At 30.0% G+C, this 12,855-nt stretch carries 10 protein-coding genes; 5 read left to right on the plus strand and 5 right to left on the minus strand.

The window, feature by feature from the left end; genetic code table 11:
• Positions 1 to 56: 56 nt before the first annotated feature.
• Positions 57 to 962: a hypothetical protein gene (locus KO500_RS04470; RefSeq protein WP_215955301.1), complete on the plus strand. Its 906-nt coding sequence runs from the start codon at positions 57 to 59 to the stop codon at positions 960 to 962.
• Between the two features lie 61 nt (positions 963 to 1,023).
• Here KO500_RS04470 and katG read toward each other — a convergent pair whose 3' ends face one another.
• The 3 genes from katG to KO500_RS04485 form a co-directional block, all read right to left on the minus strand.
• Positions 1,024 to 3,282 (minus strand): catalase/peroxidase HPI, encoded by a 2,259-nt coding sequence (gene katG / locus KO500_RS04475; RefSeq protein ID WP_215955302.1) that lies wholly within the window; start codon positions 3,280 to 3,282, stop codon positions 1,024 to 1,026.
• 255 nt (positions 3,283 to 3,537) lie between these two features.
• A complete protein-coding gene (locus KO500_RS04480) occupies positions 3,538 to 5,082 on the minus strand; it encodes a glycine--tRNA ligase (protein ID WP_215955303.1) in 1,545 nt (514 codons plus the stop codon).
• Positions 5,083 to 5,119: 37 nt separating this feature from the next.
• Entirely contained in the window at positions 5,120 to 6,016 is an 897-nt protein-coding gene (locus KO500_RS04485; protein ID WP_215955304.1) for a hypothetical protein, read from the minus strand.
• Positions 6,017 to 6,060: 44 nt separating this feature from the next.
• Here KO500_RS04485 and KO500_RS04490 point away from each other — a divergent pair, with 44 nt between their 5' ends.
• Both KO500_RS04490 and KO500_RS04495 read left to right on the plus strand, forming a co-directional pair.
• Complete coding sequence (locus KO500_RS04490; protein WP_215955305.1) at positions 6,061 to 6,768, plus strand: ComF family protein; 708 nt, start codon at positions 6,061 to 6,063, stop codon at positions 6,766 to 6,768.
• 88 nt (positions 6,769 to 6,856) lie between these two features.
• Positions 6,857 to 8,470 carry an Ig-like domain-containing protein gene (locus KO500_RS04495; protein WP_215955306.1) on the plus strand — a complete coding sequence of 538 codons (1,614 nt, stop codon included), beginning with the start codon at positions 6,857 to 6,859 and terminating at the stop codon, positions 8,468 to 8,470.
• On the opposite strand, the gene KO500_RS04500 is transcribed toward KO500_RS04495, so the two are convergent.
• On the minus strand, positions 8,454 to 9,227 hold the full coding sequence (locus KO500_RS04500) for a nitrilase family protein (RefSeq protein WP_252732422.1): 774 nt from the start codon (positions 9,225 to 9,227) through the stop codon (positions 8,454 to 8,456). The two genes, KO500_RS04495 and KO500_RS04500, sit on opposite strands and share 17 nt — an antisense overlap.
• 97 nt (positions 9,228 to 9,324) lie before the next feature.
• Positions 9,325 to 9,792: an ankyrin repeat domain-containing protein gene (locus KO500_RS04505; protein ID WP_215955307.1), complete on the minus strand. Its 468-nt coding sequence runs from the start codon at positions 9,790 to 9,792 to the stop codon at positions 9,325 to 9,327.
• Positions 9,793 to 10,151: 359 nt separating this feature from the next.
• On the opposite strand from KO500_RS04505, the gene KO500_RS04510 reads away from it, so the two are divergent.
• Together KO500_RS04510 and KO500_RS04515 are read left to right on the plus strand one after the other, a co-directional pair.
• The gene (locus KO500_RS04510) at positions 10,152 to 12,353 is read left to right on the plus strand and encodes a PAS domain-containing sensor histidine kinase (RefSeq protein ID WP_215955308.1); all 2,202 of its coding nucleotides are present in this window, start codon (positions 10,152 to 10,154) and stop codon (positions 12,351 to 12,353) included.
• A 20-nt stretch (positions 12,354 to 12,373) separates the two neighbouring features.
• A complete protein-coding gene (locus tag KO500_RS04515) occupies positions 12,374 to 12,778 on the plus strand; it encodes a response regulator (protein ID WP_215955309.1) in 405 nt (134 codons plus the stop codon).
• Positions 12,779 to 12,855 lie beyond the last annotated feature (77 nt).

The raw sequence follows: 12,855 nt of genomic DNA on the forward strand, positions 1-12,855 counted from the left end.
CTGTAAAGGGTTTTTTAATTTATATATTTGGTTTACTACAATAAATTAACCAAATTATGATTTCTAAAAAAAGTTATATAATCTGTATTTTAATATTATCTGTATTTATTGGCATGGCTCAAGAAAAAAGTACTACATATTATGATGAATACTGGAATGAGACTACTAAGGGAGATGCTACTTATTACAGAAAAAGACCTTTAGAGAAAAAACAATATCAATATTCAGAGCCAACAACTATTTATGATAGAGATGAGACTTCTATAAATTATGATGAAGAATTAAAACTTGATCCCCCAATAAAGTCAGTTTACAAAAACGGTAAAATCTTTGATGGTATAGAATTTGATTTTTCAAAACATAATTTTTCTAAAAAAACATTAAAAAATGGTATAACTCAATCTTTGTCTTTATATGTGTTTGCTATGCATTATGCCAATGCTATTAAGATTATAGCCACAGACACCGGCTATACAGTTACAGAGACTATACACCCGAAAATTAAAATAACAGCTAAAAACGGTACTATATCATTCACATATGATGACAAAATTTTCCGTTCTAAAATAAAAAATGAATTGGCCAACTTAACAATAATATACAGTATTAAGAATGACACTATAATTCCAATAAAAAAATGGAACGAAGATTTACTTTACACCCAAAAATATTTGGAAACTTACAAAAGTGATTTCTTAGGGCAATATTATACCAAGTTAGGGCCGTCAGATTATTCAGCAGCTAATGCTTTTTTAAAGCTCAAAGAACAAAATAATAATGAAGATTTTGAAGCGATTTCTTCGATTACTTACGATAGCGAAGGTTTACCATATCACGGAATGCTAATTGAAAATTTCAAAACAAAATATCAAGGCACAATCTATAAAGAAAGAGTAAAAGGTAAAACTTTAAAAAATGCTACATTAAAAGATTTGAATGAATTTTATGAAAAGAATTATTGAAGTAAAAAAGGGTGACTTAACGATAAGTCACCCTTTTTATATAAAAACATTTTACTACTTACTATTTTAAATCGAAACGATCTAAGTTCATAACTTTTGTCCAAGCAGCTACAAAATCTTTCACAAATTTCTCTTTACCGTCTTCACAAGCATAAACTTCTGCAATAGCTCTTAATTCTGAATTTGAACCAAATATTAAATCAACTCTAGTACCTGTCCATAATACATCACCATTAGTTCTATTTTTACCCTCAAAAATAGTATCATCTTCAGATGTTGCACTCCAAGTAGTTCTCATATCTAATAAGTTTACAAAGAAATCATTAGATAAAACATCTTTTTGTTTTGTGAAAACTCCGTGAGCAGAACCGTCAAAATTAGCATTCAATACACGTAGACCAGCAACTAAAACACTCATTTCAGGTGCTGTTAATGTCATTAATTGTGCTTTATCGACTAACAATTCTTCAGCAGATACACTAAATTTTTGTCTTGTATAGTTACGGAAGCCATCAGCAATAGGCTCTAATACTTCAAATGCTTCAGCATCTGTTTGCTCTTGACTTGCATCAGTTCTACCTGGCATAAATGGCGCAGTTAAATCAAAACCTCCATTTTTAGCCGCTTGTTCAACACCAGCAGTACCTGCTAATACAATTAAATCAGCTAAAGTTACTTTTTTGTTTCCTGCTTGTGCTTCATTAAATTCATTTTGAATACCCTCAAGTACACTTAAGACTTCTTTTAGTTGAGCAGGGTTATTAACTCTCCAATTATTTTGAGGAGCTAAACGTATACGTGCACCATTAGCGCCACCACGTTTATCTGAATCTCTATAAGTTGAAGCAGAAGCCCAAGCTGTACTAACTAGTTTTGAAATTGATATACCAGAAGCTAATACTTTAGCTTTTAAATCTTCAATATCTTTATCGTCAATCAAATCAAAATCTACAGCTGGTACTGGATCTTGCCAAATTAATTCTTCTGTTGGTACTTCTGAACCTAAATAACGTTCAGCTGGCCCCATATCTCTATGCGTTAATTTATACCAAGCACGAGAATAAGCATCAGCAAACTCCTCAGGATTTTCTAAGAAATTTCTTGATATTTTTTCATAAGCAGGATCCATACGTAAAGACAAATCTGTCGTTAACATAAATGGAGCATGCGTTTTTGTTGGATCATGCGCATCAGGAAAAGTCCCTGCACCTGCATTATCTTTTGGTTTCCATTGGTGTGCACCACCTGGACTTTTAGTTAATTCCCATTCGTAACCAAATAAGTTTTCAAAAAAGTAATGACTCCATTTCGTTGGTGTTTGAGTCCAAGCACCTTCTAAACCACTTGTAATAGTGTCAGCACCTTTACCAGTACCAAAATTATTTTTCCAACCTAAACCTTGTTGTTCAATACCTGCAGCAGCTGGTTCAGACTCTAAATATTTTTCAGGATCTGCTGCACCATGAGTTTTACCAAATGTGTGACCACCTGCAATTAAAGCAACGGTTTCATAATCATTCATTGCCATACGACCGAATGTCTCACGAATATAATGTGCCGCTTCAACAGGATCAGGGTTACCGTTATGACCTTCTGGATTTACATAAATTAACCCCATATGTGCCGCACCTAGTGGGTTCTCTAAATCTTCACCTTCTTTTTCATATCTTTTATTGTTTCCTAGCCATTCTGTTTCAGAACCCCAGTAAATATCTTCCTCTGGTTGCCAAATATCTTCACGACCACCTGCGAAACCAAACATTTTTAATCCCATAGATTCATGAGCACAGTTACCAGCTAAAATCATTAAATCTGCCCAAGATATTTTTTTACCATATTTTTGTTTGATAGGCCATATTAATAAACGTGCCTTATCTAAACTAGCATTATCTGGCCAGCTGTTTAAAGGTGCAAAACGTTGTGAACCAGAACTTGCTCCACCACGACCATCGGAAATACGGTAAGTACCTGCACTATGCCATGCCATACGAATGAAAAACGGACCATAATGACCATAATCGGCCGGCCACCATTCTTGACTATCTTCCATTAATTCAAATAAATCTTTTTTAACAGCCTCAATATCTAAAGATTTAAAAGCCTCTGCATAATTAAAGTCTTTATCCATAGGATCAGACTTAGAAGAATGAAGCCTTAGAATATTTAAATTTAATGAGTTTGGCCACCAGTCACGGTTTGTTGTACCGCCACCTGCTGCTTGATTTAATTCCCCATTTAAAAATGGACATTGAGCTGCTGATTCATTAACATCCCATGCTTTTCCATCAGAAGCTGAGTGAGAATGTGATTTATTTTCCATAATAAAACTGTTTTTAAAATTGAATATATTTTATATAACTAACTACTGCTAAATTATAAGAATTAAATCTATTAAAATTATTTTTTTAATAGATAAAAACTATTTAACGATTGTCGATATCATATAGGATAAATATACAAAACTAATTTGTAGTCTTTTTATTGTTAAAATTATTAGATTGTAAATTTAACTTAAAGTACAAAAAAAGCCTGAAATATTCAATTTCAGGCTCTTACATTTTTTTCAATAAAAAAATTAGTTCATTTTCATCAACCATTCTTTCATATCAACTTCTTTACTAATCATTTCTTTAAGATCTGAAATAGCAACTCGTTGTTGCTCCATTGTATCTCTATGTCGAATAGTAACTGTTTTATCTTCTAAAGATTGGTGGTCTACAGTAATACAAAAAGGTGTTCCGTTAGCATCTTGTCTTCTATAACGTTTACCAACAGCATCTTTTTCGTCATAAAAAACATTAAAATCCCATTTTAAATCATTCACGATTTCATGTGCTAATTCTGGAAGACCATCTTTTTTTAATAATGGGAATATTGCTGCTTTAGTTGGTGCTAAAACTGCAGGCAATTTTAAAACTGTTCTTGTTGTTCCATTTTCTAATTCTTCATCTTCTAAAGAATTTGAGAAAACTGCTAAAAACATACGATCTAAACCTATTGAAGTTTCAACTACATAAGGCACATAATTTTTCTTCAAGTCATTATCAAAATACTGTAATTTTTTACCAGAGAATTTTTCATGCTGTGATAAATCAAAATCTGTTCTTGAATGAATACCCTCTAATTCTTTAAAACCAAATGGAAACTTAAATTCGATATCTGCCGCGGCATCAGCATAATGTGCTAATTTTTCATGATCATGAAAACGATAATTCTCTTCACCCATACCTAAAGAAAGGTGCCATTTAATTCTATTTTCCTTCCACTTTTCATACCATTCTTGCTGTGTACCTGGCTGAATGAAAAATTGCATCTCCATTTGTTCAAATTCACGCTGACGAAAAATAAATTGACGGGCAACAATCTCATTACGAAAAGCTTTACCTACCTGAGCAATACCAAAAGGAATTTTCATACGCCCAGTTTTTTGCACATTTAAAAAATTCACAAAAATACCTTGAGCCGTTTCTGGTCTTAAATATAAGTCCATAGCACTATCAGCAGATGCGCCTAGCTTAGTTCCAAACATTAAGTTAAACTGCTTAACATCTGTCCAGTTTTTAGAACCTGAAATTGGGCAAACGATATCTAATTCATCAATAAGGTTACGAACATCAACTAAATCTTCATTCTCTAATGATTTCCCTAAACGTTTCAATATCGTATCAATTTTTTCTTGATAACCAACCACTCTTGGATTCGTTTCTAAAAATTGCTTTTTATCAAAAGATTCACCAAAACGCTTTTCAGCTTTTTTAACCTCTTTCTCAATTTTATTTTCAATTTTTGCAGTATAATCTTCAACTAAAACATCGGCTCTATACCTTTTTTTAGAATCTTTATTGTCTATAAGTGGATCATTAAAAGCATCCACATGACCGGAAGCTTTCCATGTAGTTGGATGCATAAATATTGCCGCATCAATACCTACAATATTATCATTCATTTGAACCATGGCTTTCCACCAGTATTCACGAATGTTCTTTTTTAGTTCAGCACCGTTTTGAGCATAGTCATAAACCGCACTTAAACCATCATATATTTCACTAGATTGAAAAACGTATCCATACTCCTTAGCATGAGATATCACTTTTTTAAATTTATCGTCTTGATTTGCCATGTGGCAAAAATAGAATATTACCCTAAAATGAAATAATTTATTTTAAAACAAATTCTGTACTCTGCAGTAATTTTTGATTCTCGAAGATATTTAAAGTATACAAACCTGGTTGTAATGAACCTTCAGGCACTTGAATATTATCACAAACTGGTATGTTTTTACCATCAAACTCAAACATAACCTTTTTACTATAAATATTACCGTTAATATTTATACTCGTTGATTTATGTTCAATTACTTTCTTATTTGGGTCTAAAAATTGTAAGTATATTACTTTTTCTTCATGAATCACATTTACGTCTTCCACGATAGTAACACAACCTTTTAATCTAGAAACTGATATTGCCTTATTGGTTTGTGTAACAGCACCACTACGCACTCTATAGGAAACCCCCTCAGCTTCTTGCATACGCAAATAGCTTTTTATTTTTAACTCTTCATTAAGCCTTTTATTTTTTTGAATTAGAGCCGCTTCAGCTTCAGCTAAAGTAGCACTCTCGCTTTCTAAATAATCAATTTTTGCCTTGGTCTCATTATATTTTTTAGCCAAAACACTATTATTATACCGTAACGAATTATTCTTAAGTTTTAGACTATCATGAAGCAATTCCATTTGACGAAATTCTTTTTTATACTCACGCAACTTTGCAACTGTGAAATTTAAACTACCGACAGAATCTAATAATTGTTCAATTTTATATTTAGAATCTTGAAGTTCAATTTCATTAACTTCATTAGCAGTTGAAAGTCTATCAACTTCAGTTTTCATTAAAGTAAGGTCTTTTACTAAAATCAATTTCTCTTCTTCTAAAAAGCTAATTTTAGTAACTGCCTGGGTATGGCTATAATAAAAGGCAATTAATATGCCTATTACTGTAGCTACCATCGCAGCGAGAATTATTTTATAATTGATTTTAGTATCTTGAGAGTCCATTTTAAAGGTTAAGTAGGTTTTTTTGATTTTAATTATACAAGTTCATGAATAATTGGTTTGTAAAGATAGTAAATGATATTAACAGAATCCTAGTACCAATAGGGTGTTTTGGATGTAATGCATATTTACGCAAAGGTGAACGGACATTATGCACCGTTTGTCGAAACCAAATACCACTTACCGAACAGAATTTTCACAAAGAAAATTCATTTGATCGCATTTTTTATGGTAGAGTAGTCATAAAAAAAGCAGTTTCATTCTTATTTTTTACTCATAATGGAATTGTAAAAAACTTAATTCATAACCTAAAATACAAAAATCAAGAGCAAATTGGAGACTTTTTAGGAGATTGGTGTGGAACTTTATTGAAAAACGATCCTATTTTGCAAAAAATTGATTTAGTGGTTCCTGTACCCCTACATAAAAAAAAATTAAACAAGCGTGGTTATAATCAGGTTTCAAATTTTGCGAAACAAGTTGCAACACATTTAAATATAAAATACGAAGAAAATGCTTTAATTAAAACTAGAAATACAAAAACCCAAACTAAAAAAAATAGATTTCTGAGATGGCAAAACAATCAAAATCTGTTTCAATTAAATAATGAGATAACGGTTCAAAATAAAAACATATTGATTGTAGATGATGTAGTAACAACTGGGGCTACTTTAGAAGCTTGTGCAAATGCTTTTAAAACAGAAAACAGTGTTACTATTTATTTTCTTACCATGGCAATGGTTGAAAAAACTTAACGTTTTGTTTGGTGATTTAATGGTATTACAAAATTGCGTTTTATTAAATTAGTTGTTTCTTTGTTTTTTTAAGACTTTCAAAAGTATTATGATTAGACGAATATTAGCTTGCGTGTTTTTAGTTTTAGCAGCATTCTCATTATATCAATGTGCTGTTACAGGTACTCCTTCAGGAGGCATAAAAGATATTATTCCGCCAAAATTAACTAAGGCTGAACCAAAGAATATGTCTCTTAATTTTAAAGGGAAAAAATTTCGCCTTTACTTTGATGAATACGTTAAACTTAATGATGTTACAAATCAGCTAATAGTCTCGCCACCACTGAAGTATACACCAACAATAACACCTTCAAGTACTGCTCAAAAATATGTTGAGGTTTTTATAAAAGATACACTCAAACCAAATACTACTTATACTTTTAATTTTGGACAAAGCATTGTTGATAATAATGAGGGAAACCCAAATAGTTTTTTTACCTATATATTCTCTACCGGAACTTATATTGATTCGTTGTCATTAAAAGGCGTTGTTGAAGATGCTTATAATAAAGAAGTTGACTCTTACTTAAGTATAATGTTATATGAAATAGATAGCACTTATAATGATTCTACGGTATTTAAAAGACCTCCGAATCATATTACAAATACGCTAGATAGTACATTCCTTTTTGAATTAAAAAATCTTAAAAAAGGTAAATATGCTTTGTTTGGTGTGAAAGATGAGAGCAAGAATAATGTTTTTGATCAAGGTTCTGATAAAATTGCATTTTTAAATGACACAATTACATTACCTACTGATGAAACTTATTTACTTACACTCTTTAAGGAAGAACCAAACTACGCAATATCTGTACCAAAATATGAATCTAAAAATAAAATAGTATTTGGGTATCAAGGTAATTATGAAGATATTAAAATAAAACCTTTATCAATAATACCTGACTCTATTCGTACAAAAATTGCAAAACAACCTGATAAAGACACCCTTAATTTTTGGTTTACCCCTTACGATTTAGACTCATTACAATTTACCGTTACTAATGAAAAGCTTAAGCAGAAAGATACCTTTACTATCAAAAGCAGAAAAGTAGGTGTTGATTCTTTTGAATTGAAACCAAATTTCTCAGGCGCCATTGGTTTTAAAGATAATTTTTCAATAGCTGTAAATACTCCAATTACCCGTATTGATGATAGTAAAATAAAATTAATAAATAAAGATTCACTTGATGTTGAGTATTCTACAGTTTTAGATACTTTAAGCAATAGTCTTGGAATAAATTTTGAAAAAGAGCCTAACGAAGCTTATCGTCTTGCAATTTACCCTTGTTTATTTGAAGACTTTTTTGGTAACACAAATGATACTATAGTTTTTAACCTAACCACTAAAAGTTATGCAGATTTTGGGAACTTAGAACTTGAACTTAGTGGCGAAGTAACGTACCCTGTAATTGTTCAACTAACTGATGAAAAAGGGGTTAAGAAAAGAGAATTATATGCAACAGAACCTAAATCGTTTTATTTTTCAAACCTTACTCCAGGCAACTATTTAGTCAGAGTAATTTCTGATGACAACAATAATAGAAAATGGGATACAGGTAACTATTTAAAAAATATACAACCCGAGCGTGTGAGTCATTCACCAAAAATAATTGAAATGCGTGCTAATTGGGAAGAGAAATATAATTTTAGTCTTTTAAAGTAAAATCATCTTTATCATTTAAAAACTTCATTTTTTTTCTACAGGAAACAATATGCTCTTTTTCTAATATCGCATAAACAATTTCTTCGCTCGTTGAAAAAGTTATTGTATTACCTAAAGCGTCATAAACAGCACTATGCCCTGAATACTTGTGTCCTAAATCATCTTCACCAACTCTATTTACACCAATACAATAGGCCATATTTTCTATTGCTCTTGCTTTTAAAAGAATATCCCATGCATTAATTCTAATTTTTGGCCAATTAGCAACATATAGCAACACATCGTAATTTTCTACATTTCTTGCCCAAACAGGAAACCTAAGGTCATAGCAAATTAGCGGACAAATTTTAAAACCTTTATACGTTACAATTGTCTTCATATTGCCTGCTTTAAAAACTTTATCTTCACCTGCTAAGGTGAAAGTATGTTTTTTATCATAAGTTTGAATTTCACCAGTTGGCTTTATGAAGAATAGCCGATTATAAAAGTTTCCATTTTCTAAAAAAATTATACTCCCAGTTATAGCAGATTTTTTTTCTGAAGAGATTTTGAGTAACCAATCAATAGTTAAGCTTCCTTCATTATCACCTATATGCTCTGGACTCATGGTAAAGCCTGTTGTAAACATTTCAGGAAGAATAATTAAGTCAACCGAATCTTTAATTTTTTTTACTTTATCTGAAATAATCGATCTATTTGCTTGAGGGTTTTCCCAAACTAAAGAAGTTTGTATTAATGCTATTTTTAATTCAGACATTATAAATTTTTTAATAAAGTTAAGTGTTTTCAATAAAAAAAAACAAAGACTCAAAATCTATAATTTTGAGCCTTTAGTATATGAAATATAATTAAATCTATGCAGATAACAAATCTATTACTTCGGTAAAATTTTGCATTTTAGCATGATCTAAAGCTGTTTTATCTCGTGCATCTTTTACTGAAGCATCTGCACCATTTGCTAATAATAATTTGGCAATTTCTGGCTTATTAAATGTTGCTGCATAACTTAATGATGTTGAACCCATTGAATTAATAACATTCACATTGGCTCCATTTTCAATTAATAACTTTGCAAGACCTAAATATCCTTTAAAACTCACACCCATTAATGCTGTATTACCAACAGAATCTCTACTATCAATTGGCGCACCTTTTTCAAGTAACAATTCAGTAATTTTTTGTTGTTCATAATATGTTGCTAATATTAATGGTGATGATCCACGTTGATCTACACTATTTAATAGCTCTGGATTTTCTGATAACATTTTTGACACTGCATCAGCATTTCCGTTTCTTATTTCATTAAAAAAAATATTACTCATAGCATTACTTTTTATTTATTAATAACCAATTTAAAAAACTCTTATTATAATTCATTAAAAGCTAATTTTATAATAATGAACTTTATTATTAATGTAAATATATTGCAGATTGCCAAATTTAATTTGGTTAATCAATACCATAAAACAATAAATCAATAGTTTTTACCTATTAAAAATCAAATTTTAATTACTATTCTAAATAAAAAATAGTTAATTATTAGCCAAATTTAAATTCAAAAGAAGTTTTTTCTCCTTTTTATCTTAAAAAGAATATAAATAATTTAATATTCAGCCTAACAACAGATTAAGTCTTTTCCTACTAAAATTAAAAAATCTTATCTTTAAAACAAAAACTGAAATTGGATTTATTAACCTTTACATATTCGCTTAAAGATATCCCCCTTGCAATTGCTATTGTAGATCTAGATCTTTATGTAAAAGATTATTCTATTTCTTGGTACAAAAAATTTGGAATCACAAGGAAAGAACGTCAAGAAAACACAAACATCAAATCAATTGCTAGTATTCCGGAAGATGTTTATCATTTAATACTATCTATAATTAATGGAGAAAATTCTCTTATAGAAAATTTTGAATGTAAGAACGATCAAAGAGCCTGGTTTAATTGGAAAATTAGTGCTACAAAAGACGAGGATAACCGCATAACTGGTGCAGTTGTAATTGCAGATGATATTACAGAAAAAAAGAAGAAAGAAGAACTATTAATACAAGCACAATCTGTTGCTAAAATTGGTAGTTGGGAGCTTAATTTAACAACTAACCAAATATACTGGAGTGATGAGACCAAAGTAATTCATGAGGTTGGGTTAGATTACATTCCTAATCTTGATGAAGGAATTAACTTTTATAAAAAAGGAATTCATAGAGAGACAATTACTAACGCCATAAATAATGCTATTAATGAAGGAATTTCTTGGGAAAAAGAATTACAAATTACAACGGCAAAAGGCAATGATATATGGATCAGAGCAAAAGGCAAGCCTGAAATAATTAATAATAAATGTGTTCGTGTTTTTGGAACATTTCAAAATATTGATAAATACAAAAAACAACAAATTGCATTTGAAAAAACCTCTGACCGATTAAAAGTAGCTACAGAAACAGCAAAAATTGGTATTTGGGAATATGATGTTAAAAACGATAATCTTATTTGGGATGATAATATGTACGAAATGTACAATATCAATCTTAAAGAAAAAAATACAAAAGGGATATTAACTGCATGGAAAGAACGCTTGTGTAATAATGGTATACAAAACGACATTAAAGATTTGAGTACAACATTAGATGTCTTGAATATGTTTAATACTGTTTTTAAAATAAGCCCTACTGGAGATGAAATACGATATATCAAATCAAAATTTACAACTATCGAAGATGGGTTTGGTAACATTACACGTTTGGTAGGTACAAATTGGGATATTACACAATTAAAAGTTAGCCAATTAAAATTATCGAAAAACGAAAAATCTTTTAAAGGTGTTTTCCAAAATTCATCAATTGGTATGGCATTGGTATCATTAGAAAACACATGGATTGATGTTAATGATAGTATTTGCGAAAGTTTTGGCTATTCAAAAGATGATTTACTAAATAAAAATTTTCAAGATATTACACATCCCAAAGATCTTACAAAGGGGTTTGATCGATTAGAACTACTTAAAAAGGGAGAGATTGATAATTATCAAATAGACAAAAGATATATAGATAAAGATGGGGCTATAGTTTACGCTATTTTAACAGTTACAGCTATTCGAAATTTTAAAGGCGAAGTTTCACATTTATTAACTCAAATTTCAGATATTACCTCGAGAATTAATGCTGAAAATAAAACCAAAAAATTAAACACAGTTACTAAAAACCAAAATAAAAGTTTATTAAATTTTGCACATATAGTTTCTCATAATTTACGCTCACATTCATCAAACTTATCAATGTTAACTAAGTTTTTGTTAGACGAAAATAATGAAGATGAAATACAAGATCTTAAAAGAATGCTTAAAGATGCAACTGAAAGTTTAAATGATACAGTATACCATTTAAATGATGTTGTGCAAATTTCAACAAACACCGAAGACAAATTAAAAAGTGTTAATTTTAATAATGCGATAAAAGCTGTTCAACACAACATTAGTGCTTTAATAAGAGAAAAAAATGCTAATTGCATAATTGAGGTTCCTACAGATAAAAAAGTTCAAGTTGTTCCTGCCTATTTAGATAGCATATTATTAAATTTATTTACAAATAGTATAAAATATAGTTCTCCTAACCGAAAGTTGGAGATTAGTATAAAAGTTAAAGACATCAATAAAACTAGCATTCAATTAGAATTTAAAGATAATGGGCAAGGTATAGATCTAGTACGGCATGGTAAAAAACTATTCGGAATGTACAAAACATTTCACACCCACAAGGATGCTCGAGGAATCGGATTATTTATAACAAAAAATCAAATTGAAGCTATGGGCGGAAGTATAAGCCTTACTAGTGAAGTTAATAAAGGAACAACATTTAATTTAATCTTTAAAAAAGGTTTATAACCAAAATACCCCCCAGTATTATGAATAAAATTGAACGTGCTTGCGTTATTGACGATGATCCAATATGCGTATTCGGAATTAAAAAAATTCTCAAAAAAGTAGGTTTTTGTAACGAAATTATTGTATTTAAAAATGGTTTTGAAGCTATTAATGGTTTAAAAGATTTATTGAAACAAAATAAACCATTACCTCAAATTATCTTTTTAGATTTAAATATGCCAATTATGGATGGATGGGATTTTTTAGAGGATTTTATTAAAATTCCAAATGCCAATAGAACATATGTAGCTATTTATATCATAAGCTCTTCACTAGATCCTCGCGATCTAGAAAAAGTAAAAGAATATAGCTCAGTTACTAATTATTTGATTAAACCTATTACCTCTGAAAAAATTGACACTGTAATTGGTGAGTATTTAAATTAATTTCGTATTATAGAGTTAATTAACTAAAAGTCAACTATTAAACTCAACCCATTTACAACATTTTACTAATTTTAATA

It is taken from the genome of Cellulophaga baltica, assembly GCF_018861125.1.
GTDB lineage: Bacteria > Bacteroidota > Bacteroidia > Flavobacteriales > Flavobacteriaceae > Cellulophaga > Cellulophaga baltica_A.